This window comes from Ruegeria sp. BHSB058 (assembly GCF_059613285.1).
In genome coordinates this window covers 1-24,185 of the sequence record NZ_JBXWSF010000063.1, presented here as the reverse complement: position 1 = coordinate 24,185, position 24,185 = coordinate 1, and the positions used below count along the sequence as shown (strand labels likewise).

The 24,185-nt window shown below is 60.2% G+C and carries 26 protein-coding genes and 3 pseudogenes; 18 read left to right on the top strand and 11 right to left on the bottom strand.

Annotated features, from left to right (window positions below; genetic code table 11):
• From AC2FNB_RS15155 to AC2FNB_RS15140, 4 genes are all read right to left on the bottom strand, one after another.
• On the bottom strand, positions 1 to 267 hold a 267-nt coding region (locus AC2FNB_RS15155; RefSeq protein WP_496747583.1), incomplete at its 3' end, for an ATP-binding cassette domain-containing protein.
• A complete protein-coding gene (locus tag AC2FNB_RS15150) occupies positions 264 to 1,046 on the bottom strand; it encodes an ABC transporter permease (protein ID WP_480749719.1) in 783 nt (260 codons plus the stop codon). The genes AC2FNB_RS15150 and AC2FNB_RS15155, both read right to left, overlap by 4 nt.
• On the bottom strand, positions 1,046 to 1,900 hold the full coding sequence (locus AC2FNB_RS15145; protein WP_496747581.1) for an ABC transporter permease: 855 nt from the start codon (positions 1,898 to 1,900) through the stop codon (positions 1,046 to 1,048). The genes AC2FNB_RS15150 and AC2FNB_RS15145 overlap by 1 nt, the downstream gene beginning before the upstream one ends.
• 78 nt (positions 1,901 to 1,978) lie before the next feature.
• The gene (locus tag AC2FNB_RS15140; RefSeq protein WP_496747579.1) at positions 1,979 to 3,049 is read right to left on the bottom strand and encodes a polyamine ABC transporter substrate-binding protein; all 1,071 of its coding nucleotides are present in this window, start codon (positions 3,047 to 3,049) and stop codon (positions 1,979 to 1,981) included.
• Between the two features lie 178 nt (positions 3,050 to 3,227).
• Between AC2FNB_RS15140 and AC2FNB_RS15135 the strand changes: the two genes are divergently transcribed.
• The 3 genes and pseudogenes from AC2FNB_RS15135 to AC2FNB_RS15125 form a co-directional block, all read left to right on the top strand.
• The gene (locus AC2FNB_RS15135) at positions 3,228 to 4,151 is read left to right on the top strand and encodes a GntR family transcriptional regulator (RefSeq protein ID WP_480749722.1); all 924 of its coding nucleotides are present in this window, start codon (positions 3,228 to 3,230) and stop codon (positions 4,149 to 4,151) included.
• A 7-nt stretch (positions 4,152 to 4,158) separates the two neighbouring features.
• Positions 4,159 to 5,454: a nucleotide disphospho-sugar-binding domain-containing protein gene (locus AC2FNB_RS15130; protein ID WP_496747577.1), complete on the top strand. Its 1,296-nt coding sequence runs from the start codon at positions 4,159 to 4,161 to the stop codon at positions 5,452 to 5,454.
• A 159-nt stretch (positions 5,455 to 5,613) separates the two neighbouring features.
• Positions 5,614 to 5,847: pseudogene (locus tag AC2FNB_RS15125) on the top strand (IS110 family transposase); the annotation flags it as partial.
• Here AC2FNB_RS15125 and AC2FNB_RS15120 read toward each other — a convergent pair.
• Positions 5,838 to 6,059: pseudogene (locus AC2FNB_RS15120) on the bottom strand (DNA-binding protein); the annotation flags it as partial. The pseudogenes AC2FNB_RS15125 and AC2FNB_RS15120 overlap by 10 nt on opposite strands.
• Before the next feature lie 182 nt (positions 6,060 to 6,241).
• On the opposite strand from AC2FNB_RS15120, the gene AC2FNB_RS15115 reads away from it, so the two are divergent.
• Positions 6,242 to 6,940 carry a DUF2971 domain-containing protein gene (locus tag AC2FNB_RS15115; protein ID WP_496747575.1) on the top strand — a complete coding sequence of 233 codons (699 nt, stop codon included), beginning with the start codon at positions 6,242 to 6,244 and terminating at the stop codon, positions 6,938 to 6,940.
• A gap of 111 nt (positions 6,941 to 7,051) precedes the next feature.
• Here AC2FNB_RS15115 and AC2FNB_RS15110 read toward each other — a convergent pair whose 3' ends face one another.
• The gene (locus AC2FNB_RS15110; RefSeq protein WP_496747585.1) at positions 7,052 to 7,918 is read right to left on the bottom strand and encodes a site-specific integrase; all 867 of its coding nucleotides are present in this window, start codon (positions 7,916 to 7,918) and stop codon (positions 7,052 to 7,054) included.
• 510 nt (positions 7,919 to 8,428) lie between these two features.
• On the opposite strand from AC2FNB_RS15110, the gene dusA reads away from it, so the two are divergent.
• The 5 genes from dusA to AC2FNB_RS15085 are packed head-to-tail and all read left to right on the top strand — an operon-like array spanning position 8,429 to position 12,202.
• Complete coding sequence (gene dusA / locus AC2FNB_RS15105; RefSeq protein WP_496747573.1) at positions 8,429 to 9,430, top strand: tRNA dihydrouridine(20/20a) synthase DusA; 1,002 nt, start codon at positions 8,429 to 8,431, stop codon at positions 9,428 to 9,430.
• 30 nt (positions 9,431 to 9,460) lie between these two features.
• Positions 9,461 to 10,285, top strand: a complete 825-nt coding sequence (locus AC2FNB_RS15100; protein WP_480749727.1) for a sulfite exporter TauE/SafE family protein — start codon at positions 9,461 to 9,463, stop codon at positions 10,283 to 10,285.
• Positions 10,279 to 11,064, top strand: a complete 786-nt coding sequence (locus tag AC2FNB_RS15095) for a hypothetical protein (RefSeq protein WP_496747571.1) — start codon at positions 10,279 to 10,281, stop codon at positions 11,062 to 11,064. Before AC2FNB_RS15100 ends, AC2FNB_RS15095 begins: the two co-directional genes overlap by 7 nt.
• 39 nt (positions 11,065 to 11,103) lie before the next feature.
• Positions 11,104 to 11,832, top strand: a complete 729-nt coding sequence (locus tag AC2FNB_RS15090) for a SpoIIAA family protein (RefSeq protein ID WP_496747569.1) — start codon at positions 11,104 to 11,106, stop codon at positions 11,830 to 11,832.
• Between the two features lie 13 nt (positions 11,833 to 11,845).
• The gene (locus AC2FNB_RS15085) at positions 11,846 to 12,202 is read left to right on the top strand and encodes a YybH family protein (RefSeq protein WP_496747567.1); all 357 of its coding nucleotides are present in this window, start codon (positions 11,846 to 11,848) and stop codon (positions 12,200 to 12,202) included.
• A 3-nt stretch (positions 12,203 to 12,205) separates the two neighbouring features.
• Here AC2FNB_RS15085 and AC2FNB_RS15080 read toward each other — a convergent pair whose 3' ends face one another.
• From AC2FNB_RS15080 to ccmI, 3 genes are read right to left on the bottom strand one after another with little or no spacing between them, the layout of a single operon-like run.
• A complete protein-coding gene (locus AC2FNB_RS15080; protein WP_480749731.1) occupies positions 12,206 to 12,436 on the bottom strand; it encodes a DUF1289 domain-containing protein in 231 nt (76 codons plus the stop codon).
• Between the two features lie 17 nt (positions 12,437 to 12,453).
• Positions 12,454 to 12,918 carry a Holliday junction resolvase RuvX gene (gene ruvX, locus AC2FNB_RS15075; protein WP_480749732.1) on the bottom strand — a complete coding sequence of 155 codons (465 nt, stop codon included), beginning with the start codon at positions 12,916 to 12,918 and terminating at the stop codon, positions 12,454 to 12,456.
• The gene (gene ccmI, locus AC2FNB_RS15070; protein WP_496747565.1) at positions 12,915 to 14,141 is read right to left on the bottom strand and encodes a c-type cytochrome biogenesis protein CcmI; all 1,227 of its coding nucleotides are present in this window, start codon (positions 14,139 to 14,141) and stop codon (positions 12,915 to 12,917) included. The genes ruvX and ccmI overlap by 4 nt, the downstream gene beginning before the upstream one ends.
• A 177-nt stretch (positions 14,142 to 14,318) precedes the next feature.
• Between ccmI and AC2FNB_RS15065 the strand changes: the two genes are divergently transcribed.
• The 5 genes from AC2FNB_RS15065 to AC2FNB_RS15045 all read left to right on the top strand — a co-directional run bounded on the left by AC2FNB_RS15065 (position 14,319) and on the right by AC2FNB_RS15045 (position 19,951).
• On the top strand, positions 14,319 to 15,563 hold the full coding sequence (locus AC2FNB_RS15065) for a sarcosine oxidase subunit beta family protein (RefSeq protein WP_480749734.1): 1,245 nt from the start codon (positions 14,319 to 14,321) through the stop codon (positions 15,561 to 15,563).
• A gap of 16 nt (positions 15,564 to 15,579) precedes the next feature.
• Entirely contained in the window at positions 15,580 to 15,945 is a 366-nt protein-coding gene (locus AC2FNB_RS15060; protein ID WP_496747563.1) for a TfoX/Sxy family protein, read from the top strand.
• Between the two features lie 18 nt (positions 15,946 to 15,963).
• Positions 15,964 to 16,293, top strand: coding sequence for a sarcosine oxidase subunit delta (locus tag AC2FNB_RS15055; protein WP_480749736.1), 330 nt, complete (start codon positions 15,964 to 15,966; stop codon positions 16,291 to 16,293).
• A gap of 69 nt (positions 16,294 to 16,362) precedes the next feature.
• Positions 16,363 to 19,392: a sarcosine oxidase subunit alpha family protein gene (locus AC2FNB_RS15050; protein WP_496747561.1), complete on the top strand. Its 3,030-nt coding sequence runs from the start codon at positions 16,363 to 16,365 to the stop codon at positions 19,390 to 19,392.
• Positions 19,385 to 19,951: a sarcosine oxidase subunit gamma gene (locus AC2FNB_RS15045; protein WP_496747559.1), complete on the top strand. Its 567-nt coding sequence runs from the start codon at positions 19,385 to 19,387 to the stop codon at positions 19,949 to 19,951. The genes AC2FNB_RS15050 and AC2FNB_RS15045 overlap by 8 nt, the downstream gene beginning before the upstream one ends.
• A 32-nt stretch (positions 19,952 to 19,983) precedes the next feature.
• Here the strand turns inward: AC2FNB_RS15045 and AC2FNB_RS15040 are convergent, their stop codons facing one another.
• Complete coding sequence (locus AC2FNB_RS15040) at positions 19,984 to 20,745, bottom strand: FkbM family methyltransferase (protein ID WP_496747557.1); 762 nt, start codon at positions 20,743 to 20,745, stop codon at positions 19,984 to 19,986.
• A 98-nt stretch (positions 20,746 to 20,843) separates the two neighbouring features.
• Between AC2FNB_RS15040 and AC2FNB_RS15035 the strand changes: the two genes are divergently transcribed.
• Genes AC2FNB_RS15035 through rarD form a run of 3 tightly spaced genes read left to right on the top strand, consistent with a single transcriptional unit; the run spans position 20,844 to position 23,323 of the window.
• Positions 20,844 to 21,443: a superoxide dismutase gene (locus tag AC2FNB_RS15035; protein ID WP_496747556.1), complete on the top strand. Its 600-nt coding sequence runs from the start codon at positions 20,844 to 20,846 to the stop codon at positions 21,441 to 21,443.
• Between the two features lie 4 nt (positions 21,444 to 21,447).
• On the top strand, positions 21,448 to 22,329 hold the full coding sequence (locus AC2FNB_RS15030) for a metallophosphoesterase (RefSeq protein ID WP_496747554.1): 882 nt from the start codon (positions 21,448 to 21,450) through the stop codon (positions 22,327 to 22,329).
• A gap of 43 nt (positions 22,330 to 22,372) precedes the next feature.
• Entirely contained in the window at positions 22,373 to 23,323 is a 951-nt protein-coding gene (gene rarD, locus AC2FNB_RS15025) for an EamA family transporter RarD (RefSeq protein ID WP_496747553.1), read from the top strand.
• On the opposite strand, the gene AC2FNB_RS15020 is transcribed toward rarD, so the two are convergent.
• On the bottom strand, positions 23,230 to 23,781 hold the full coding sequence (locus AC2FNB_RS15020) for an LOG family protein (protein WP_496747551.1): 552 nt from the start codon (positions 23,779 to 23,781) through the stop codon (positions 23,230 to 23,232). The two genes, rarD and AC2FNB_RS15020, sit on opposite strands and share 94 nt — an antisense overlap.
• Positions 23,782 to 23,907: 126 nt before the next feature.
• Between AC2FNB_RS15020 and AC2FNB_RS15015 the strand changes: the two are divergent.
• Positions 23,908 to 24,185 (top strand): annotated as a pseudogene (locus AC2FNB_RS15015) (hypothetical protein); the annotation flags it as partial.

Below are 24,185 nucleotides of genomic sequence, written 5' to 3'. Positions count from 1 at the left end.
CGGAAACAAGGCATAGGACTGGAACATCAGGTTCAAGGGCCGCTTGCTGGGGCGTATGTTTGTCACGTCCTGCCCGGCAACGATTACCTGTCCTTCCTGTGGTGTTTCGAACCCCGCCAGCGTCCGCAACAGTGTGGTCTTGCCGCAGCCCGATGGGCCCAGAAGTGCAAAGAACTCGTTGTCGCGAATATCCAGTGAAACGTTGTCGATCGCAGTAACCAAACCGTATCGCTTGGTTATATTCCTGAGTTGAACCCCTTGGCTCATCGGCTGAAAACCTCTTTGTCGGCACGCTGCGCGAAGAAGACCAGCGTGAACGAAACGAACATGACGATGGTAGCCATCGCATTGATTTCCGGCGTGACGCCAAATCGGATCATTGCGTAAATCTGCATCGGCAACGTGGTCGAGGATTGCCCGGCACCGGCGGTGAAAAAGGCAATAATGAATTCGTCCACTGACAGGGTGAAAGACAACAGCGCCCCGGCGATAACCCCCGGCGCGATGGCGGGCAGCAGGATGCGGCGAAAGGTAGTGAATTCGCTGGCCCCAAGGTCGGCACTGGCCTCAAGTATCGAATGGTCGAAATTGCGCATCCGCGTACGCACCACGGCGACAACAAAGGCTATGTTAAATACGACATGGCTGAGGATGATCGAATGAAGCCCGAGCGTCATGTTGAGCAGTGTGAAAAAGGACAAGAGCGCGATGGCTAGAACTATGTCGGGGATGATCATCGGCGCGAACAGAACCGCGTCTAGAACTGAAGAATTGCGCCGTGTCTCGACGCCGACCGCTAAAAGCGTGCCGATTATTGTCGCCAGAACGGTCGAGATCAAGGCCACGATGAGCGTGTTGCGCGCCGCCGACAGTATTGGATCCGCGGTAAACAACTTGCCGTACCATTCCAACGAAAATCCGGTCCACACAGTTGGAAGTCCGGCCCGGTTAAAGCTTAGCGCCATGAGCACAAGGATTGGCACATAGAGAAACGTGTAAAACAAAACCAGGTGCAGCTTCAGGCCCATGTTGGCTCGGTTCCGCATCAGTCCTGCCCTCTCTGTCCTGCTGCGCGATTGGCCAATACCGCCTGAGCGAACAAAAGCCCCATCATGATCGCAATCAGGAGCATCGACAGGGTTGCTCCGAACGGCCAGTCGCGGGCGCTCAGGAACTGGTCATAGATCAGGTTTCCAACCATCTGAAGCCGCCCGCCACCAAGCAAATCGGGCGTAATGAAATTGCCGATCGACAATACAAAAACAAAGACACCACCTGCCGCAATGCCGGGAACGGTCTGTGGCAGTATCACCCGGTAGAAAGTGGTCCAAGCGGGCGCTCCAAGATCTTCCGAGGCTTCTATGGTTTCGACATTTATGCGGTTCAGCGACGAATAGATCGCCAGAACCACAAAGGGGGTGTAGTTGTAGACAAGCCCAACGATCACAGCGAAATTATTATAAAGCAGAGACAACGGCTCATCGATCAAGCCGACCCCCTGCAGGGTATTGTTGATCAACCCCTCGCGGTTCAGCATCACGATCCAAGCGTAAGTGCGGATTAGGTAGTTGGACCAGAACGGCAGGATCACCAAGATCAGCAAACCGGTCTGCCAACGGCGCGGCGCCAGCGTGATAGCATAGGCCGCCGGATAGGCGATCAGGATGGCGATCATGGTGGCCAGAAATGCAATCTTGGCTGAGCGCAGGAAGATCCCAAGGTAAAGAGGGTCGGCGGCCCGCACAAAATTTTCAAACGTAAAGGCGTAGTCGATGCCGCCATAGACGCCGCGTTCAAAGAACGCATAGGTGAAAATGAGGCCGCACGGCACCACCATCAGAAGTGCAAGCCAACCCAGGCCCGGCCCCAGCAAGATCACCGATTTCAGTCGATTGGTCATATACTTGGCAATCTGTGGAGTAGTGTCGTATAGGCCCGACCCTTTGTTCGGGTCGGGCTTTGCTCAGGGTTCGATCACTTACTGTGCGGCCATGATTTCGGTCACTGTCCGAGCAAAGGGTTTCTGGCCATTGCCGAGATCGCGCAACTGCTCGTACTTGGTAAGATCTGCAGGCGACATTCCCATATTCGGGAAAGTTTCGATCAAGGACGGGTCCAGTGCCTCCATCGCAGCCTTGTTCGGCGTTTTGTACAGGATATTGCTGGCAACCCAGACACCGACATCCGCGCCTAAGACATAGTTCACAAAAGCATGCGCCGCGTCTTTGTTTTCAGATGCATCTGTGATGACTAGCGCATCTACCCACAGATCCGATCCTTCTGATGGAATCGTGTACTTGATGTCTGCGTTCTCACCGATGCCGTAGTTACACCAGCCATCCCAGGCGTGAACCATCGTTGCCTCGCCCGATACCAACTTCAGATAAAAAGTTGCATCGTCGTAGGCCAGCAGATCCTGCTTCGCCGCAACCAGCAGGTCCTTTGCAGCCGCCAACGTCTCGTCCGACGTATCATTCAGAGACTTTCCGAGGGCTAGCGCGGCAGCCCCCATCAGCCAACGATCCGTAGAGAGCATTGTCACTTTGCCTTTGAGGTCGTCAGAGGGTTTGAGCAGATCGTTCCACGAAGTCGGTTCTGCCATCAGGTCTGACCGGTAGCATAAGCCCGTCGTGCCCCAGGCGTATGGCATTGAATAGTCGTTGCCCGGATCATGAGCCAATTCTTTAGCTTCGTCATACAGGTTGGACGCATTTGGAACCTTATCGTGGTCGATAGCAGCCACCAGCCCCAAGTTGTTTAATGCTTCGGCAAAAGGCGACGAGACGAAAAGAACGTCGTAGCCCTTACCGCCACCAGCTACGACCTTGCCCATGATTTCTTCGTTGGTGCCATGAACCGAGAGCTCGGCCTCTATACCAGTTTCCTTCGTGAAATTCTCGAGCAGGTCCGGCGGCATGTAGCCGTCCCAGTTCGAGATGACGATTTTCTCTGCTTGGGCCGCTCCGGCGAATACACTGAGTGCGCAGACCGCCCCGGCGGTGAGCCAAGCAAATGGCAAACGGAACGAATTGGTGAACTTGTTGGTCATGTCTTCCTCCCTTGACATTCGCGCTCGCTTCTGGGGCGAGATATATGATGCAATCACGGTATTTTTTGATGAATTAAAACTCAACAATTTTTTGAATCATTTTTGTGTGGCTCGGTGAGGTCATTTAAGATACGGTTTTTATTGTATATTAGTTGGGTATGACGAAAGCGTCCTTCTTATGCCGCCAAGCAAACACTTGAAACTTGCCCAAAAAATACTGGATGTCGCGATGGATCTCGATTTGCATCAGGGTGACAGGCTGGTGGAAAAAACCCTTGCTGATTCGTGCAGCGTCTCTCGCACTCCGGTCAGATCCGCATTGAGGCTGCTGGAGCAGGAGGGGATGGCACGCAAAGCGGCAGAAGGCGGGTTTGTTCTGGAATGTGAACCCGAGAAGGGGCATTCGGTACTCAACCAGCATGCGGTCGGAGCTGGTGCCGATCTCGCCAGTGCCATCCTACGCGATCGCGGCGCCCGACGCCTGGGCGGCTCCATCAATGTCACGGACCTGATCCGGAGATATTCGGTTTCCCGCAGCGCTGCACAGCGTGCGCTCGAAGCTCTCCTGGCCCAAGGCGTGATTCAGAAAGCCGAAGGTCAATCCTGGGTGTTCACGCGCATGCCCGGAGACCGTTCTGGACGAATTGAGAGCTACGAATTTCGTCTGATACTGGAACCGCAGGCCATTCTGTCCGACGGTTTCAAGTTGGACACCAAGCGCGCCGATCTGGTCCGCAGCCAGACCGAAGCGCTTCTGGCGCAGTCGGAAAACTCTTTCAATAGCCAGGATTTCCAAGACGCGGATCTTGCCTTTCACAAGCTCATCGCTCGATCGTCCGGAAACCAGTATCTAGCTTCTGCTCTCATGGCCCATCATGGGTTGCGCCACCTGCCAGGCGGATCATTCGGTATGATCGACTTTCGGATGAGGCAGGCGCTCGATGAACATCTGCGTATACTTGATTTCATAGCGCAGGGTCATTTCGACCTTGCTGCGGATCTGATGAGGGTGCATTTGCGGCTTTCAATGAACCAAAGACCCAGCGTCGCCAATCGTGGTGCTCCGGCGCTAGTCCAAGCGACTCGCGGGTCAATCCGGTGAGTGAATGATGAACCGCAAGGAAGCACCCGTAATCGCGTTTTTCCCCGAAGCTAGTTTTGGGGCTGCACTGAATTGTGTGGGGATCGCTCAGGAACTTCGCGCAATGGGTGCACACCCCGTTTTCCTGACCCACGGTGGCTTTGGTGGCGTATTCGCAGATTACGGTTTTGACGAGTTCGCCGTCCCTGTTCAGTCAGAGTTGACAGAAGAGGAAACCCAGACCTACTGGCAGGAATTCCTGAGCCATCATCTGCCGCATTTTGACATGCATCCAACTGACCAACTGACCACCTATGTTGAGCCCGTTTGGAACGCAATCGTCGAGACAGCGGAATCGGTTGAGCAGGGGTTGGAAACGGCGCTAGAGCGGATCAACCCGGATGTCGTCGTCCTCGACAACGTCATCATGTTCCCGGCCATCGTACGATCCGAGCGCCCATGGGTCAGGGTCATTTCTTGCGCGGAAACCGAGTTGCCAGACAACCGCCTACCGCCGTACCTGTCCGGCTTGCCGGCATCTGACGCTGCCGGGTGCGCGGCATTCCGGAACCAGTACCTGGAGACCCTTGGCCCAATTCATGCTCGCTACAACAAATTTCGCATGGATCGGGGACTTGGGCTATTGCCTAAAGGTGAGTTCCTAGAAACATCACCGCATCAAAACCTTCTTTTGGCGCCATCTATAATTCGCCATGATCGTGATCAGGCGCTGAGTCCTGGACAATTCACCTTTCTCGAAGGCTGCGTACGCCAGGAAGGTCCCTACCGTGTACCTCAGATGCCCCGTAACGACGGGCCTCTGGTGTATGTGAGTTTTGGTAGCCTGGGTGCTATGGATGTCACTTTTTTTGAAAGCCTGTTCGACGTATTCAAGAAAATGGACATGAGGTTTCTGGTCAATGTCGGGGCCCAGATCGATGCCTATTCCAGAGTACCAGACAATGTTCATCTGCAGGAATGGTTCCCGCAGCCGTCCGTGGTTGAACAATGCGATCTGTTTATTCACCACGGCGGCAACAACAGCTTTTGCGAAGCGCTGTATTTCGGGGTCCCGTCGCTGATCCTTCCCTATTGCTGGGACGGACACGATAACGCCCAGCGGGCAGTTGAAACCAGTGTCGGACTCAGGGTAAATCGATGGGATTGGACACCGGAGCAGTTGGAGAATACGATTAACCAACTACTTGGGGACGCGGAGATGAAGACCCGGCTGGCTGCGAACTCAGAGATCATGCAGTTGAAAAAGTCGGTTCCGTTAGCTGCTCAAAAAATTCTGGATTGTGTAAAACCTAACCGAATCTAGTTTATTCCCGTCGGTCATCCGTTTTGTCATGAAGGATGGAAGGGTACATCGCAACGAACTCTAAATCACTGAACCTAAAGGGCTCTGATGATGTGACCGCCCCCCGACGGCATCATTGTGCCAAGGTGGGTCTGCAACGATCCACAAAGGAGAGCGGTCATGTCAGAGATTATCACGGTCGGGCTCGATCTGGCGAAGAATGTGTTTCAGGCCCACGGGGCAGATGCAGCGGGGCAGCCTATTCTGCGCAGGAAACTGCGTAGAGTTCAGGTGCTGACCTTCTTCAGCGAGTTGCAGCCCTGTGTTGTCGCGATGGAAGCCTGTGGCGGCGCTCATTTCTGGGGTCGCGAGATCGGCAAGCTGGGTCATGAGGTGCGGCTCATCCCACCCGCCGGGATCGTGTACATGCCGGTCTCGGCGCCGCTGTCGTCCAACACGGGCCGCACGGTGATGGAGCTGAGCAGCGTCCGCCGCGCGATGTCCTCGGCCAGCTCCTCAATCGACACACCCGCCTTGACGTGGCGCACGTTCGACTGGCTGAGCATCAGCTTGTTGAAGGGGATGTCGCGCGAGGCGCTGAGGGTGATCTTCTGTTGCTTGGTCATCGGGATATCTCCGCGACGGGCCAGCCGGGAGCCTCTCTCCCGACCTCCAAACCCGTCACGGAAAACCCGGCACCTCTCTCACTCTAGCAGCCAATCCGCCTTCGATGGCGAACAGTCTGTTTGGATGATAAAGAGGTGTTCGTTCAGTCTATTTGTGCAAATCATCCATTCGGGGGGATATCTTGGCAGAGATCGTTACTTACGCTCGACCCAGTAGGCTTTATCGCTATCGCGAACTCCTCCCTGCCAAGCTGGACAGGGAGCTTCGTGCGCTGGAAGAGCGCTATGTCTATTGCGCCAGCTATTCGAGCATGAATGACCCAATGGAGGGGGGGCATCGCTTGAGTTCAGTTTTCGCTTCAAGCCGAACACATAAGCGGCATAGGCTGGCAGTCCCGCAACTAATAGGGCGGCTCGGTATCGCTTCATTTTCAGAGATAAAGAACCATGAAACCATGTGGGCGCACTACGCGGGTTCATTCTCAGGTCTTTGTATTTCTTATAGCACTCGAAAATTACTTTCAGGTCTCGCGAAAGAATTCGAATTCGCCAAAATGAACTATAGCGATGAACCGCCTTTGATGTTGAAGAATTCGGAAACAGCGTCTCAGCGGGCAAAGCTCGCACTTTCCTATAAGACAATGCGTTGGTCTCCTGAAAGAGAATGGAGATTATTCTCCGCCCAACAAGGGCAAGCAAAATATAAGGACACAAGTACAGTTACAGCTGTCTATGTTGGGTCCAGGGCCGAGCAGAGAGTTGTGGATGAAATAGTGTCACGATGTAGAAATCTGTCCATCCCAGTATATGGTATGGAAGTAGAAAAATACGATATCAGGTTTCGCCGGATGGACAAAAAATCAATCAAAAGAAAGAAGTAGCGTTAAACGCTGGCGTATGCGCCCATCACTTGCAACAACCGTCGCTGTGCCGACGACTGTCCTCGTCCAAAAACCTGTCGTGGAAGGGACAGCTGTCAGCGTTCTAAGTGGCTACACCTTTTCCAGCAACGCCTTCGCCTTCCCCTCCATCACCAGCCGCGCGTCCTGCTGCGGCTTTGACCGGGCGACGGCCGTGATCCCCTGCACGAAATCGAAGACGCTCTCGGGCGGGCGGCCTTCCTCGGCCAGCACCGTCTCGACAATCCGACCCGTTTCCGCCTTTGAGAATCCGCGCTTGCGCAGGAAGTCCTGACGGTCCTCGTCCGACCGCGCGACGATCTTCTCCCGCACCGCGCGGATATGCGTGTAGCGACGCAGCATTTTCCAATCCTTGTGGCCGGTGACCAGCGAGACCTGTTCAATGGCGAAGCCGGCCTCGAACAGGCGGCTTGTGCCCTCATGGCGTAGATCGTGGAAATGCAGGTCCTTCACGCTGACCTCGACGCAGGCGCGCCGGAAGGCGGTTCCGACCGATTTCGAGTTATAGGGAAAGATCCGGCCTCTTGCGTGCCCGAGTTCCTTGGCCTGTTCGGTGACCAATGCCCGGGCATCGAACCCCGTGGCGGCGAAGAGTGGGATCCGCTGGTCGTTCCCGGTCTTGTTGCGCGGGTCCTTTCTGTCGCGGATCATGAGCATCCGGCGGTCGACGTCGAGATCGGTCCATGCGACGCGGCAAATCTCGTCGGGCCGCATCGCCGTGGCCACCGCGAACTTCACGATCCGTGTCATCGGCAGGGTCAGGCGTCCGTTGTCATCGAAGCAACGGAAGAGGCGGTTCAATTCATCCGTGGTGGGGCGGCGGTCCCGCTCGGTGCCTTTGCCGATGAGGCCGAGCCGCTTGAGCGCGACACGTGCCAGATCAACGGGTTCGGGAGAAATGTCGAGCCCGTGTACGGCTGCCGCATGGGTGATGATCATCTTGATCACGCCGATATCGATGCTGAGGGTCACCGGACCGGCGCCTTGATCAGCGCGCATCTTGCCGTAGTCGATCAGCTTTTGCCGATCGAGGTGCCCGATCTTCTCCTTGCCCAGATCGCGCTTGAGCGTCTTGAGCGTGGCGGCCTTGCTCGCGACGCGGCGGTTTGCCTACCTCGCACATATCGATTATGTGGAGATCGATGAGATCGCCGAAGGTGGTCAGGCGGGAGACGGACGACTTGTTCGGCGCCAACCCCTGATCCACCCGGGTCTCCGCTAGGCGGGCCCAGCGATGGGCATCGTCGCGACGTAGAAACGTCTCGCTCGCGTAGCGGCCCTTTCGTCTGATCTGGACCCGGTATGCACCGGAGGGGAGCTTGGTGATGGAGGCCATTTTCGTGTGCGCTGTGTGTGCAATGAGTCGTCGTAGAGGGGCAAATTCGGGGATATTGGGGCGTATTCCAGCGTAGCAGAATCCGCCGCCAACAGTTTGAAGATAAACAAAAAATGAAAATAAATCAACACGCTAGATTATCCTGTGCCCCTATGATGGACTGGACGGACCGCCATTGTCGGTACCTGCACAGGTTATTGAGCCGCAATACCCTGCTTTACACGGAAATGGTCACGGCGCCTGCATTGGTGCGGGGTGGTGCGTTGCACCTGCTTGACTACAACACCGAAGAACACCCTGTGGCACTGCAACTGGGCGGTTCCGACCCCGAAGAACTGGCGCAGGCCGCGCGGTTGGGGGTGCAAGCCGGGTATGATGAAATAAACCTCAACTGCGGCTGTCCCTCTGACCGGGTGCAGTCCGGCACATTCGGCGCGGTGCTGATGCAAGAGCCGGATCGCGTCGCCGCCTGCGTTTCCTCCATGCGCGACGTGGTTGACGTGGACGTGACCGTGAAATGCCGCATCGGTGTCGATGATCAGGACCCCGATCAGGTACTGCCGGCCTTTCTGGAGAAGATTGCGCGGGCCGGGTGCGAGCGGGTCACCATTCATGCCCGCAAGGCGTGGTTGCAGGGCCTCAGCCCCAAGGAAAACCGTGATATCCCGCCTCTGGACTATGACCTCGTGCACCGGATGAAGCGCGATTTCCCACAGATGCACATCTCGATCAACGGAGGGATTTCGTCCTTGGCGCAGGCCAGAGCGCATCTTGAGGCCGGGCTGGACGGCGTGATGATCGGCCGCGCCGCCTATCACCAGCCGTCAGACATTCTTTGCGGGGCGGATCGCCAGATTTTCGGAACTGGTCAGATCACGAATCCGTTGGATGCGGTGGCCGGGATGTTGCCCTATATCGAACGGCATCTCAGCCGGGGCGGGCGTTTGCACCAGATTACCCGGCACATGCTGGGCCTGTTTGCCGGGCGTCCCGGCGCACGGGGCTGGCGGCGGGCCTTGTCCGAAGGGGCGGTGCGCGAAGGGGCCGGGCCGGAAGTGGTCGAGGCAGCCCTGAACCGGATCGCGCCTCTGGTCGGGACTGCACAAGCGGTGTAACAAGGCCCGCAGGCTGATCGGGAGGGGACGATGCCAGAGACGATGCTGTTGGTCCAGATGCTGGGCCTGTTGCTGGTGATCGGCGCCTTTGCGGGCGTTCTGGCAGGCCTGTTGGGTGTCGGCGGGGGTATCGTGCTTGTGCCTGCCTTTTTCTACACATTTCAAACTCTTGGCTATGGTGGTCCACAACTGATGCAGATGTGTCTGGCCACGTCGCTGGCCACGATCATCGTCACCTCGGTCCGCTCGGTTCTGAGCCACAACAAGAAGGGTGCGGTTGATTGGTCCATCCTGCGCGGCTGGGGGGCGGGGATCGCTCTGGGGGCAATCATCGGCGTTCTGGTGGCCTCGACCTTGCGGTCAGAGGCGTTGCAGGCGCTGTTCGGTGTGCTTGGTATGGTGATCGGCGCCTATCTGGGACTTGGCAAGTCCGAATGGCGCTTGGGCGATGCGATGCCCGGCGGTCTGCGCCGTATCGCATTGTCGCCGATGGTGGGGTTTCTATCGGTATTGATGGGGATCGGCGGCGGCAGTTTTGGTGTGCCGTTGATGAGCCTTTACAACACGCCGATTCACCGGGCGGTCGCAACTGCTGCCGGGTTTGGCGTAATCATCGCGGTGCCCGGCGTTCTGGGCTTTCTGTTTCTCGACATCGCACCTGAACACCGCCCACCCCTGACGTTTGGTGCGGTCAACCTGATTGCTTTTGGCATCGTTATCGCCATGACGCTGATCACCACGCCCTGGGGTGTCCGGCTGGCACATGCGATGGACCCCAAGCCGCTCAAACGGGTGTTCGCTGTGTTCCTGACGCTGGTGGCGCTCAACATGCTGCGCAAGGCGTTGGGATGGTAAACGACTTCTTTGTTCGCGGCTGGCTCCGCTTTCCCTATGATCCGGTTCTGGCAGACTGGGTCGGCCATGCCTTGCCCGCGGCGCAAAAATCGGTTCACGACCCGGCGCACGCCCAGTGGCACGATTGCGAAGGTACATGGTTCATTGGCGTCGATGCACTGGGCAATGATGCGCAGGGCAGGGTGGGCAACTCTGGCCCCTTGTCCGGCAATGCAGTGGATTTCATCACGCGACATCTTGGGTTTCACCCGCTGCACAAGGGTCAGGTTTCGGTGATTTATCCCGGCTATCCGCGCCCGCGCCGCGGCGAAGGCGAGGCGGCCGCGCGATATCGCGTCAGACGCGACGCGGCGCATGTGGACGGGTTGAAACCCAGCGGCCCGGATCGCCGCCGCAAGGTTGACGAGCCGCACGCCTGGATCTTGGGTATTCCCCTGACCGTAACCAGCGCCGACGCAGCTCCCTTGGTGGTCTGGGAAGGCAGCCACAAGATCCTTGGCGACGCCTTTGCTCAGGCGCTCGCGGGCCTGCCGCGCGACACCCTTCATCTGGCCAATGTGACAGACATCTATCAACAGGCCCGGCGTGTTGTGTTCGACACCTGCCCCCGGATCGAGCTGCCCGCGCGCCCGGGCGAGGCCTACCTGCTGCACCGTCACACCCTGCACGGGGTCGCCCCTTGGGCCGATACCGCGACCGGCGGACCTGATGGCCGCATGATCGCCTATTTCCGCCCGGAATTGCCCGGAGGTGTGGCCGAATGGATCGAATCCCCGTAACCTTCCTGCAATTCTTTTTAATTGCGGGGATTTGAGACAATGATCAGCATCACGACCCAAATGGACGGCGCCTTGATCGAGGCGGAACTGTCCGGCGAAATCACCAGCGCCGACTATGCCGACACTCTGGTTCCGGCGGTCGAGGCCGCGCTTGCCGATCACGACCGTGTCCGTCTGCTGGTCATCATGGGGCAGGAGTTCAAGGGATACGACCTGAGCGCAGCCTGGGCCGATACGATGCTGGGCCTCAGCCATTGGCGCGGCTTTGATCGGATTGCGGTCGTGGCCGATCAGAGGTGGGTGCAGAACGGCGTACGTCTGGCCGCGCCGATCCTGCCCTGTCCGGTGAGCGTGTTCGAACTGGCCGAGGTCGAAACCGCCCGCCGCTGGATTCGCGAGTCGCTGGGAACGATCCACGTTACCGATCTGGGCGGCCCGTGCATTCAGATCAAGCTGATGGGCAAGCTCGACCCCGAAGCCTATGACGAGGCCGAAGGCGATCTGGACGCAATGATCCGCGCCAAGGATGGGTTCCGCCTATTGATCAACCTGACCGAATTCGAAGGATGGCAAGGCCTGTCCGGACTGGCTGCGCATTTCCGGCTTGCCGGCAGCCACGTGGGCTTGTTGGACCGGGCTGCCATTGTCGGCGACAAGACCTGGCAGCGCATGGCCGAGCGGGTGGGGCGACACATCGTCAACGCCAAGACACAGTTCTTTCCCGCCGCTGAGCTGGACGCCGCCAAGGCCTGGCTCGCGGAAGGTTGATGCCGGGGCAATCATGAGTATCCGCGCCGAACTGCAATCTCTCTTCGATCGTTATGTTTCGGCCTATCGCAAGGGCGATGCGGCGGGATGTTCAGCTTGTTTTACCCACAACGCCGAACTTTACTCGCCGTACGGACCGGCAGCAAAAGGGCGCAAGGCCATCGCGGATACCCACGCCGAATGGGTCGCGGAGGGCGGCGAGGACAAGGCAATCGCGGTCGTGCAGGCTGGTCAGGATGGCGACCTGGCCTGGTGTCTCGCGCAGTTTGCCGAGGGCGATGGAGCCGACGAAGGGATATCTCTCAATGTCTGCGAACGTCAGCCGGACGACACCTGGCTGATCCGGATGTGCAGCCTGAACGAAGGGTAAATATCAGCGGTCCAGTCGCGCCGCACGCCCGCCGCGCCGCTTGAACAGGCGCGGTTTGCGGTTGGGCAGCTCTTCCATGATCCCGGCGCGCTCTGTGCTGTCCATCTTTGACCAGCGGCTGATCTCGTCGATGGTGCGGAAACAGCCGGTGCAGATCCGTTCGGTCGGGTGCACGACGCAGATCTGGACGCAAGGGCTTTCAACCTCGTTCCGTTTCCAAACCATCTTCGTCATCGGTGGTCTCCGACCCGTTACAGAAAGCGCATCCGATCCAGCGCACCCTGCAAGATATAACCTGCGGCGACGTGATCAATCACCTGTCCGCGACGTTTTCGTGTCGTATCCGCCTCAAGAAGTGCTTTTTCAGCCGCAACCGTGCTTAGCCGTTCATCCCAGAACCCGATGGGCAGGTCCGTCAGCCGCGACAGATTGCGGGCGAACGCGCGCGTCGACTGGCACCTTGGCCCCTCGGTCCCGTCCATGTTTCTGGGCAGGCCCAGCAGGATTCCCCCGATCTCGCGATCCCCGGCGATTTCCAGCAGCCGCGCGGCGTCAACACCGAACTTCTTGCGGCGCACTGTCTCCAGCGGGCTGGCAATCCCGCGCGTCCGGTCCGAAACCGCGACCCCGATGGTCTTTTCCCCCAGATCCAACCCCATCAGCGCCGACATGGGCGCAAGTGCCGCGGCAAAATCCTCGAAAACGTCGTGGATCATTCGCCCAGACCCGCCTGCCTTGCGGCGTTGGCGATCATCTCCCGTGCCGTGTCATTAGCGGCAAATACCGTCAGCGCTTCATCGCGAATTGCAACGGCCCTGTCAGCCTCTCCCAGAACGCTCAGGGCCGTGATCAGACGCGCCCATTCCTCCGGCGCGCCGCCCTCGGTCGCAAGGCGGTCGGACAGATTCTCGACCATGCCGCGGATCATGTCCTGCCGTTCTTCGGCCGTCATTTCGCTGGCTGCGTCCACGTCATCACCCGTTGGTCCCGACAAGGGCGCCGGGCTGGCCGGAGGCGTATAGTTGACGCCAGCGCGATAGGCCAGGTCCTCGATCTGCGCGCGAATGGCCTGCGACCACGGCGCGTGCGGCGACGAAATGCGCAGGGTTTCCTCCCACAGACTGAACGCCAGGTCGGGGCGCCCGACCTGCGTCAGCATCTGGCCCCAGTAATAGCGCGCGGGTCCGTTTGCCGGATCGATATCCAGCGCTTGCAGCAGCACCGCTTCGGCTTCCGGCGACACGTAACCGCCCGCCGCCTGGATCATCAACTCTGCCTTGTCGCCAAAATCATCCGCCGTGGCCGCGTCGCCCATCAGTTCGATGGCCCTGTCCTTGGCCTGATAAGCCGCCTTGAAGTCTCCGACATTCGCCTCGTGCTGCGCCAGCAGGTTATGGCCCTGAATGTCGTCGGGCCGCCCCGCGACCGTCTCGCGCAACTGCCGCAGCAGGTTGGCGTAACTGTCGTCGATCTCGGGCTTGGGCTGGACGGGCAGCTTATCTTCGGCGGTCAACTGGTCGGGCCGGTCCTTGCGGAACTCTTCGGCCATCTCGATCCGCAGCGTCAGCGGCAGGTCGCCATATCCCGGTGCGCCCAGCCTGTCATAAAGCAGAACACCGCCGCCCGTCAGAATCAGCGCCGACAAAACTGCGACAACGATCGTGACCGCCCGCGTCGGCCCGCCACCGTCACGTTCCTGCTGTATCTGGGCGTCGGCAGCCAGAATGCGGCGCGAAATCTCGGTGCGCACGCGCTCGGCATCTGCCTCGGCAATCACCCCGCGTGCCAGATCCCGGTCGACACTGGCAAGCTGTTCGCGATAGACACGCAGATCATAGGCCGCCGCCGGTTCACCGTTACGCCGTCCACGCAGCATGGTCAGGCCAAGCAGCGCCGCGATCATCAGCGCCATGAGGGAAATCAGAATCCAGAAGGTCATGTGCTCTCCGAGAGTGTTGCCCCCATCTAGACCTGCAGGCGGGTCGAAAAAAGAGGCAAATGGCCGCGATCTTGGGCGTATGTCGCAATAGTGCTCTATTGCGACGCAGTACGGCACGGGTAAACTCCGGTCGCGCGGCATATCTGCGACCAATCACGAACCGGATCGGATTCGCTCATGAGACACTATTCAGCTTTTGCAGTGGCGCGCGAAGCGCTGCGCCATCACACCGGATGGGAACGCGCCTGGCGTTCACCCGAACCCAAGAAACGCTATGACGTCATCATCGTCGGCGCGGGCGGGCACGGCCTGGCGACCGCCTACTACCTTGGCAAGAACTACGGTATCACCAACGTTGCCGTGATCGAAAAAGGGTGGCTGGGCGGTGGCAACACCGGCCGCAATACCACGATCATCCGCTCGAACTATCTGCAGGACCCGTCGGCAGCGATCTATGAAAAGGCGCGCGGGCTTTACGAGGATCTCAGCCAGGAACTGAATTACAACGTCATGTTCAGCCCACGCGGCGTCATGATGCTGGCTCAGACCCAGCACGAGATTCGCGGATATCAGCGCACGGCGCATGCCAACGCGCTGCAGGGCGTCAAGACCGAATGGATCACTCCCGAACGCGTCAAGGAACTGGTGCCGATCATCAATATCCACGGCCCCCGCTATCCGGTTCTGGGTGCGCTCTGGCAGGAACGCGGCGGCACCGCGCGCCACGACGCCGTGGCCTGGGGCTATGCCCGTGCCTGTTCCAACATGGGCATGGACATCATCCAGAAATGCGAGGTCACCGGCGTGCGCCGCGAAAACGGTCGCGTGATGGGTGTCGAAACCACCAAGGGCGCCATCGAATGTGACAAGCTCGGCATCGTGGTTGCAGGTCATTCGGGCCAGTTGGCCGAAATGGCGGGCTTCCGTCTGCCCGTTGAATCGCTGGCGTTGCAGGCGCTGGTTTCCGAACCGATCAAACCCTGCATGGATGTGGTGGTGATGGCCAACACCGTGCACGGTTACATGTCGCAATCCGACAAGGGCGAGATGGTGATCGGCGGCGGCACCGACGGGTTCAACAACTTCACTCAGCGCGGCAGCTTCCACCATATCGAAGAAACCGTGCGAGCGCTCAACGAAACCTTCCCGATGATCTCACGTCTCAAGATGCTGCGCCAGTGGGGCGGGATCGTCGACATGACAGGCGACCGTTCGCCCATCCTGTCGAAAACCCCGCTTGACGGCTGCTTCATCAACTGCGGCTGGGGCACCGGCGGCTTCAAGTCGATCCCCGGTTCGGGCTGGGGCATGGCACAGCTGATGGCCACCGGCCATTCGTCGCTGACCGAGGCGTTTTCGCTCGACCGCTTCAAAGAAGGCCGCTTCATCGACGAAAGCGTCGCCGCCGGGGTGGCGCACTGATGACCATCTATCGGGCATGTCGCGAACGTTCCGGCGTTCGGAAAGGGTGGGCGTGATGGCCTATTCCGAGGACATGGCCGAAATCATGCGTGCGGATCTGGGCGTGGAGCCGGGACTGACCGAGAAGAAGATGTTCGGCGGCCTGTGTTTCCTTCTCCATGGCAACATGGTCTGCGGCGTTCACAAGGACGGGGCGATGTACCGCCCCGGCAAGGGCGGCGAGGCCGAGGCGTTGTCCGCCGGGGCGCAACCGCTCTCCTTCACCGGTCGCCGGATGGGCGGCATGGTCGAGGTGGACGCCGGAGGCTTCGAGAACACTGCGCTGCGCGCAAAACTGACTGAATTGTCGCTGGCCCATGCGGCCAGCCTGCCACCGAAATAACGTGCAAAGGATGACGATATGCTGATCCTGAATTGCCCCTATTGCGGCGTCGACGCCGAAGAAACCGAACTGGCCGCAGGCGGCGAGGCGCATCTCAAGCGCTTCGGTCCCGGCTCTTCCGAGGATGATTTTCACGACTACCTGTTCATGCGTGAAAACCCCAAGGGTGTTCACCTGGAACGCTGGCGGCATGCCAATGGCTGCGGCAAGTGGTTTCACGCCGCGCGCTGCACCAACACGCTCGAAGTGTTCGGCACCTATCCGGCCCAGACCACCGAGCCGCCGCAAGCGATCAAGGATGCCATCTCGGCCAAGCGCCCGGGCTGGTCTTGGAAAGACTTCTCCTGATGCTTCATCTCTTCAAAAATACTCCCGCCGGAGGCTCCGACGCCTCCTCTTGCGAAAGGTCCGCATGACATGAGCACCCGTCTCGCAAATCAGGGCCGGCTGATTAACCGGTCCAAGCAGGTCACATTCACGTTCAACGGCGCCACGATGCAGGGCTACGAGGGCGACACGCTGGCCTCGGCCCTGCTGGCCAACGATCAGATGATGATGGGCCGGTCGTTCAAGTACCACCGTCCGCGCGGCGTGGTGGCGTCTGGCGCCGAAGAACCCAACGCCCTGGTCGGGCTGGGGCAGGGCAGCCGGTTCGAGCCGAACCAGCGCGCCACCACAACCGAGCTGTTCGAGGGGCTTTCGGCCGCCTCGCAGAACCACTGGCCGAACCTGAATTTCGACATCCTGGCGGTGAACAACAAGCTGGCGCGCTTTCTGCCGTCGGGCTTTTACTACAAAACGTTCATCCATCCCAAACCGTTCTGGAAACACGTCTACGAACCGATCATCCGCCAATCGGCGGGTCTGGGCAAAGCGCCCGACAAGGAAACCCGCGACGCGGATACCTACGAGCATTTCTATGCCTTTGCCGACGTCGTCGTGATCGGCGGCGGTGTCGCCGGTCTGCAGGCGGCCAAGGTCGCGGCGCAGTCGGGTGCCAGGGTCATGCTCATCGAGCAGACCGCGCATTGGGGCGGTCGCGCTCCGGTTGACGGCGGCACCATCGACGGCGAGCCTGTGGATAACTTCGTGGAGCAAACCGTTGCCGAGCTGCAGGCCATGGACAACGTCACGTTGCGCACGCGCTGCATGGCGGCGGGCGTCTATGACCACGGCTATCTGTTGGGATACGAACGAATTTCCGATCACAAGCCCGGCGCGCAGGGTCCGCGCCACCGCTTGTGGCGCATTCGTGCCAAGCAGATCGTCACCGCGACAGGCGCCATCGAGCGCCCGCTGTCCTTCGCGGGCAACGACGTGCCCGGCGTGATGCTCGCCGGGGCGATGCGCGACTATGTGGTGAACTGGGGCGTGACGCCGGGTGAGCGGGTCATCGTCGCCACCAACAACGACGATGCCTATCGCACCGCGATCATTCTTAAGCAGGCCGGTGTTGACGTGCTGCGCATCGTCGATGCCCGCACAACAGCAGGCGCGCTGGCCGACGAGGCGCGCGCGCTTGGTATCCGGGTCGACCCCGGCAAGGCCATTGCCAAGGTCAAGGGTGGCAAGCGCGTCAAGACTGTTGCGCTGTGCAATCAGGAAGGCGTTGGCGGCGCACGGGAAGAAGTCGAATGTGATGCAGTCGCCATGTCGGGCGGCTGGTCTCCGGTTGTTCACATGTGGTCGCATTGCGGCGGCAAGCTGATCTGGGACGAGGCCAACGCCCATTTCCGCCCCGACCCCGACCGCCCGCCGCTGGGCGCGAATGGCGAAGGCTTCGTTGTTGCCGCCGGGTCCGCCAACGGTCCGTTGTCGCTGGGCGATGTGATGGCCGACGCGCAGGCGGCAGGCAAGGCCGCGGCCAGGGCCGCAGGCTTCAAGCCCAGGAACACCAAGGCCCCGGTCGGCGAAAGCACCGAAGAGGCCGCGATGCAGGCCGTCTGGCTGATGCCCGCCAATGCCGACATGCAGCTGCGCGCCAAGTCCTGGCTGGACTTCCAGAACGACGTCAAGGTCTCGGACGTGCAGCTTGCTGCGCGCGAAGGCTATGAAAGCGTCGAACACACCAAGCGCTATACCACGCTCGGCATGGCAACGGATCAGGGCAAACTAAGCAACATCAACGGCTTGGCGATCCTTGCTGATGCACTGAATTCCGAGATTCCGCAGGTTGGAACCACCACGTTCCGCCCGCCCTATACCCCCATTTCGATGGGTGTGATCGGCGGAGAGGCGCGAGGCGACATCTTCCAGCCGATCCGCCGCACGCCGATGCACGATTGGCATGATCGCAACGGCGCGGATTGGGAGCCGGTCGGCCAGTGGCGCCGGACCTATGCCTATGTCCGTCCCGGCGAAACCGTGCATGACGCGGTCAATCGCGAGGTCAAGAACACCCGCCAGAACCTTGGCCTGCTGGATGCCTCGACGCTGGGCAAGCTGATCGTCAAGGGACCGGATGCGGGCAAGTTCCTGGACATGCTCTATACCAACATGATGTCCACGCTGAAGCCCGGCAAATGCCGTTATGGCCTGATGTGTTCGGAAAACGGCTTCCTCATTGACGATGGCGTTGTCGCCCGCATCGACGAGGACACGTTCCTGTGCCACACAACCACCGGCGGCGCCGAACGCATCCATGGCCACATGGAAGAATGGGTGCAGACCGAATGGTGGGACTGGAAAGTCTATGTCGCCAACGTGACCGAACAATACGCGCAGGTTGCCGTGGTCGGCCCCAACGCCCGCAAGGTGCTGGACAAGCTGAACGCTCAGGCTGGCGGCGGCATGGACCTGTCGAAAGAGGCGCTGCCCTTCATGGAATGGCGCGACGGCAAGATTGGCGCGTTCGATTGCCGCGCCTACCGGATCTCGTTCTCGGGTGAACTCAGCTATGAAATCGCCGTGCCTGCGTCGCAGGGGCAGGCCTTCTGGGATGCCCTGATGGAGGCCGGAAAAGAGTTCGGCGTGATGCCTTACGGCACCGAATGCCTGCACATTCTGCGCGCCGAAAAGGGCTTCATCATGATCGGTGACGAAACCGACGGCACCGTGATCCCGCAGGATCTGGGTCTGCACTGGGCGATCTCTAAAAAGAAAGAGGATTTCCTGGGCAAACGGGCGCAGGAACGCACCCACATGACCGATCCCGACCGCTGGAAACTGGTGGGTCTCGAGACTGTGGATGGTTCAGTTATCCCCGACGGCGCCTATGCGGCGGGTGATGGCGTCAACGCCAACGGCCAGCGCAACATGATCGGGCGCGTGACCTCGACCTACTACTCGGCCAACCTGGGCCGTGGCATCGCCATGGGTCTGGTCAAGCACGGCCCCGACCGCATGGGAGAGGTGATCGAGTTCCCGGGCACCGACGGCAAAACCTACAAGGCAAAGATCGTTGACCCGATCTTCTTCGACAAGGACGGGGAGAAGCAGAATGTCTGAACCCATCAGCGCACTGAACCACGCCAGCTATGACGGTATCGCCAAGATCGAGGAATGCGGCCTGCAGGGTATGATCACCCTGCGCGGCGATCTCGCCGACAAGGCTCTGGCCAAGGCCGTCAAGGACGCAACCGGTCAGAAAGTCCCCGGCCAGCGCGAGGCGCTCGTCGATGGCGACACCGGCGTGTGCTGGATGTCCCCGGACGAATTGCTGGTGCTTGTGCCCTATGCCGAGGTCGAGGCCAAACTGGCCGCGATGACAAAGGCGCTTGGCAGTACTCATTCACTGGCCGTCAATGTCTCGGACGCCCGTGCGGTGTTCCGCGTCTCGGGGGCCTATGCCCGCGAGGTGATGGCCAAGGTCTCGCCGGTCGATCTGTCGAAAGAGGCGTTCCAGCCCGGCCAGATCCGCCGCTCGCGGCTGGCCCAGATTGCCGGCGCCTTCTGGATGGATGGCGACGACACCTTCCGCGTCGTCTGCTTCCGCTCGGCCGCGGATTACGCCTTCAAACTGCTCAAGGTTGCCGCGCAGCCGGGCAGTCAGGTCGACTACTACTGAATATCTGCCAAACGGTCCCTTCGGGGGCCGTTTCAGTCTGTGAACAGATAGGTTCCGAACCGCTCCAACGCCGGGTCACGCACCGCGTCATCCTTCACGATTGGGGTTCCCTTGTCATCCGTACAGTTCGGATAGAATGAAAGGGCGTCGAACAACTCCAGCGTCCTGTTCTTGCGTTCAGTGTCATTCAGATACGGCGCGTGCGTCGAAAGATAAAGCGCCGGGCGCTGGTCTTTCAGCCAGTCCAGCAGCGTCGGAAGAACCGTATACTCGGCCCCTTCGATATCCATCTTGACCAGTGAAACCCGCGACAAATCCGTCGCAGCGCAAAACTGATCCCAACCGATGGTCAGCGCATCGGTTCCGTTCTCTGCATCGCTCAGCAGCGAGGTGGTGGAATCCCCCGGCTCCCCGCGCACCGAGGCCATGCGCGCCACGCCGAACCCGCCCGACAGCGCCACCCCAAAGGCCGATACGTTGCGGATATCGTTCAATTCCAGATTCCACGCCAGATGGCGATAGGCGGTCGGGTCGGGCTCGAAACACCACACATGCCGTGCCCTGCGCGCGCCATACAGAACCGTCGGGCCGATCCATGCACCTATATCCAGATAGTCCCGATCCGGCGAAAGATATTCATCAAGCACCGCGAAGGTCTCCGGCTCCCAACCTCCCGCCGATGCCTTGCGCCAGAACTTGGAATGGTACGGGTCCAGCCGGAACCGCTCGCCATTCAGGTTCCCCGCATAGTATCCGCGGGCGCGATAGAACATCTTGCGCGCTTTGGTCAGCATCCCTGCCTCCGGGTTTTCTTGTCTCGGCCCTTGACCTCGCGGCGCTGCCAAAGCATGTAAACTTGGGAACGCAACTCATATTTCAACAGGGGGCCAAGATGGCTTTTGAACTTCCTGATCTTCCTTATGCACATGACGCGCTGGCATCCAAGGGCATGTCGGCGGAAACGCTGGAATATCATCACGATCTGCACCACAAGGCCTATGTCGACAACGGCAACAAGCTGATCGCGGGCACCGAATGGGACGGCAAGAGCCTGGAAGAGATCATCACCGGCACCTATGACGCCGGCGCGGTGGCACAGAACGGCATCTTCAACAACATCAGCCAGCTCTGGAACCACAACCAGTTCTGGGAAATGATGGGCCCGGGCACCAGTGCCATGCCGGGCGAGCTTGAGGCAGCCCTCAATGAAAGCTTCGGCTCGGTCGACGAGTTCAAATCGCAGTTCTCCGCCGCCGGCGCCGGTCAGTTCGGCTCGGGCTGGTGCTGGCTGGTCAAGAACGCCGACGGCTCGCTGGCCGTGACCAAGACCGAGAACGGCGTCAACCCGCTCTGCTTCGGCCAGACCGCGCTCTTGGGCTGCGACGTGTGGGAGCACAGCTACTACATCGATTTCCGCAACAAGCGCCCGGCTTACCTGTCGAACTTCCTCGACAATCTGGTGAACTGGGAAAACGTCGCGTCCCGGATGTGATAGATTGACCCGACGCGGGTTTATCAAGGGGCTGCTGGCGTCGTTGCTGGCAGCCTTTTTTGCGGCCACCTACGGTTTCTTCATCGAACCGGCCCTGCGCCTGCGGGTGCGGCGTTGGATCATCCGGCGCGACGACTGGACAGCACGGCCCCTGCGTATCGCGGTGATCGCGGATCTGCATGTCGGTGAACCCTTTGTCGGGTTGAGTCGCGTCGAACGCCTGGTGCGCCGCACCAACGCATTGGGTGCCGACCTGATCGTGCTGCTGGGCGATTTCGCGGCGGGGCATCGGTTCGTGACCGAACCGGTGCCGATCAGCGACCTGGTGCCGGTACTGGCCAAACTCTCGGCCCCGGAAGGTGTCTATGCGGTCCTGGGCAATCACGACTGGTGGGACGACCTGCCGGCGCAGGCTCGTGGCGGTGGTCCGAATCTTTATGGCGAGGCGCTCAGACAAGCGGGCATTCCCGTCCTGTCCAACGCCGCCGTCAAACTGGCCCGATCCGGCACCTGGCTGGCAGGGTTGGAGGATCAGCTCGCGCTGGTGCGAGGCGGGGGCAGGTTCGACGGGCTGGACGATCTGCCCGGAACGCTGGCGCAGATCACCGATGACGATCCGGTCATCCTGCTGGCGCACGAGCCCGATATCTTTCCGCAGGTTCCCGCCCGCGTGGCCCTGACCCTTTCCGGGCATACGCATGGGGGGCAGGTGCGCCTGTTCGGATACTCCCCGATTGTCCCCTCGCGGTTCGGCAATCGCTACGCCTATGGGCACGTACGCGAAGATGGGCGCGATCTGGTCGTCTCAGGCGGCATCGGGTGTTCGATCCTGCCGGTCCGGTTCGGTGTGGTGCCCGAGATCACCCTGATCGAGATCAGCGCTTGACCTTGCCCCGTCCCCGTGGTTCCGGTGGCGGCGGAGGGCGATCATGACAGAAGCATTCAAGGGCATCCTTGCCATGGTCGCGGCCTGCACGATCTGGGGCCTGTCGCCACTGTTCTACAAACTCCTGACACATGTTCCACCGCCCGAGGTGCTGTCGCACCGCACGCTGTGGTCCGTCGTCTTTTTCGCCGGAATGCTGGCGCTTCAGGGGCGGTTGCACGAGATTGCCTCGGCCTTTGCCGGGCGCAGGCAGACGGCCGTCATTGCCCTCGCGGCCGCAATGATCTCGGCCAACTGGTTCGTGTTCATCCTGTCGATCCAGATCGGCAAGGCGACCGAGGCGTCGCTGGGCTATTACATCTTTCCGCTGATCACGGTGCTGATCGGCTGGTTCTGGTTCGGCGAACGGCTTGGTATCGCGCAATGGGGCGCCATCGCGCTTGCCGCTCTGGCGGTCATCGTGCTGACCGTCGGCCTTGGCGTGGCGCCGTGGATTTCGTTGATCCTGTCCTCGACCTTTGCCGTCTATGGGGCAGTGAAAAAGAAACTGGCGCTGGGGCCAGTCGTGTCCGTTACCTGCGAGATCCTGATCTACCTGCCGTTCTGGCTGGCGGTTCTGGCCTGGTATCACGGCATGGGGCAGGGGCATTTCGCCAGTGACTGGCGCACCAGCCTGCTGCTTATACTCGCCGGCCCGCTGACGGCGATGCCCCTGATCCTGTTCAGCTATGCGGCCCGCCGCGTCCGCCTGTCCACCGTGGGCGTGATGCAATACCTCAACCCGACCCTGCAATTCTTCTGCGCCGTCTTGGTTTTTGGCGAGCCCTTCACCTTCTGGCACCAGGTCGCATTTGCGCTGATCTGGACGGCGGTCGCGATCTTTTCGGTCTCGGCGCTCGCTCAGGACAGGGCCGCGCGCAGGGCATCCATGGCGGCGCTTGCTGTATCCGCCCAGATCAGGAACTCCCCCAGCGACGGGTCGGCAAAACCCTGAGCGATCACCTGATCCAGAAGCTCGCGCAGCTTGTCCCAATAGCCATCGACATTCAGAATCAGGATCGGTTTGTCGTGCAGTCCCAGCTGCCGCCATGTCAGCGCTTCGAACAACTCGTCCAAAGACCCCGGTCCGCCCGGCAAAACCACGACCGCATCGGCGTTCATGATCATCACCTTCTTGCGCTCGTGCATCGTCTCGGTGATGACGAAATGGGTCAGATCTGTCTTGCCGACCTCACGGCGCACCAGATGAACCGGGATTACGCCGAAAGTCACACCACCCGCCGCCTGGGCCGCGCGCGCAACTTCGCCCATCAGACCTACATCTCCGGCGCCATAGACCAGCCGCCAGCCCTGAACGGCCAGCATCTGGCCAAACGCCCTTGCCGCGTCCGAATAGGCAGGGATTGCACCATTGCGTGACCCGCAATACACACAGACGGATTTCTGGGACATGAAACGGCCTTTCCGGGCTTGTGTCAGAGCTTTTGACCCGTGATAGCGGGATTGGTAAGCTGGCTCAACTGCGTGGCGCGGATGCCGGCCTGGGGATGGCACACGCCACGGATTGAAAGGACTGAAATGGCTGCGAAGTCGGGAAGCGGGAGTTTCACCTGGGGGCTGCTCGCCGGGGGTGTTGCCCTGATCGGGGCAGGAGTTCTGTATTACACCGGGATTTTCGGGACATCATCCGAGCCTGTGCCGGAACCGGCAGAGCAGGCGGCGCAGTCCGAACCGCAGCCACAGGATACGGCGAAACCTGCGCAAGAGGGCAACACGGACCCGCAGTCCGCAACCGAAGAGGCCGAAGAACACGCCGCGGCCAAGGAACCGGCCCCTTCCGAACACCCGGCCCCCGT

Bases quoted from the DNA above. Each gene is read 5' to 3' on its own strand.
- AC2FNB_RS15150 (WP_480749719.1), bottom strand. From the start codon at position 1,046: ATGCGGAACCGAGCCAACATGGGCCTGAAGCTGCACCTGGTTTTGTTT.
- AC2FNB_RS15145 (WP_496747581.1), bottom strand. From the start codon at position 1,900: ATGACCAATCGACTGAAATCGGTGATCTTGCTGGGGCCGGGCCTGGGT.
- AC2FNB_RS15140 (WP_496747579.1), bottom strand. From the start codon at position 3,049: ATGACCAACAAGTTCACCAATTCGTTCCGTTTGCCATTTGCTTGGCTC.
- AC2FNB_RS15135 (WP_480749722.1), top strand. From the start codon at position 3,228: ATGCCGCCAAGCAAACACTTGAAACTTGCCCAAAAAATACTGGATGTC.
- AC2FNB_RS15130 (WP_496747577.1), top strand. From the start codon at position 4,159: ATGAACCGCAAGGAAGCACCCGTAATCGCGTTTTTCCCCGAAGCTAGT.
- AC2FNB_RS15110 (WP_496747585.1), bottom strand. From the start codon at position 7,918: ATGATCATCACCCATGCGGCAGCCGTACACGGGCTCGACATTTCTCCC.
- dusA (WP_496747573.1), top strand. From the start codon at position 8,429: ATGAAAATAAATCAACACGCTAGATTATCCTGTGCCCCTATGATGGAC.
- AC2FNB_RS15100 (WP_480749727.1), top strand. From the start codon at position 9,461: ATGCCAGAGACGATGCTGTTGGTCCAGATGCTGGGCCTGTTGCTGGTG.
- AC2FNB_RS15095 (WP_496747571.1), top strand. From the start codon at position 10,279: ATGGTAAACGACTTCTTTGTTCGCGGCTGGCTCCGCTTTCCCTATGAT.
- AC2FNB_RS15090 (WP_496747569.1), top strand. From the start codon at position 11,104: ATGATCAGCATCACGACCCAAATGGACGGCGCCTTGATCGAGGCGGAA.
- AC2FNB_RS15085 (WP_496747567.1), top strand. From the start codon at position 11,846: ATGAGTATCCGCGCCGAACTGCAATCTCTCTTCGATCGTTATGTTTCG.
- AC2FNB_RS15080 (WP_480749731.1), bottom strand. From the start codon at position 12,436: ATGACGAAGATGGTTTGGAAACGGAACGAGGTTGAAAGCCCTTGCGTC.
- ruvX (WP_480749732.1), bottom strand. From the start codon at position 12,918: ATGATCCACGACGTTTTCGAGGATTTTGCCGCGGCACTTGCGCCCATG.
- ccmI (WP_496747565.1), bottom strand. From the start codon at position 14,141: ATGACCTTCTGGATTCTGATTTCCCTCATGGCGCTGATGATCGCGGCG.
- AC2FNB_RS15065 (WP_480749734.1), top strand. From the start codon at position 14,319: ATGAGACACTATTCAGCTTTTGCAGTGGCGCGCGAAGCGCTGCGCCAT.
- AC2FNB_RS15060 (WP_496747563.1), top strand. From the start codon at position 15,580: ATGTCGCGAACGTTCCGGCGTTCGGAAAGGGTGGGCGTGATGGCCTAT.
- AC2FNB_RS15055 (WP_480749736.1), top strand. From the start codon at position 15,964: ATGCTGATCCTGAATTGCCCCTATTGCGGCGTCGACGCCGAAGAAACC.
- AC2FNB_RS15050 (WP_496747561.1), top strand. From the start codon at position 16,363: ATGAGCACCCGTCTCGCAAATCAGGGCCGGCTGATTAACCGGTCCAAG.
- AC2FNB_RS15045 (WP_496747559.1), top strand. From the start codon at position 19,385: ATGTCTGAACCCATCAGCGCACTGAACCACGCCAGCTATGACGGTATC.
- AC2FNB_RS15040 (WP_496747557.1), bottom strand. From the start codon at position 20,745: ATGCTGACCAAAGCGCGCAAGATGTTCTATCGCGCCCGCGGATACTAT.
- AC2FNB_RS15035 (WP_496747556.1), top strand. From the start codon at position 20,844: ATGGCTTTTGAACTTCCTGATCTTCCTTATGCACATGACGCGCTGGCA.
- rarD (WP_496747553.1), top strand. From the start codon at position 22,373: ATGACAGAAGCATTCAAGGGCATCCTTGCCATGGTCGCGGCCTGCACG.
- AC2FNB_RS15020 (WP_496747551.1), bottom strand. From the start codon at position 23,781: ATGTCCCAGAAATCCGTCTGTGTGTATTGCGGGTCACGCAATGGTGCA.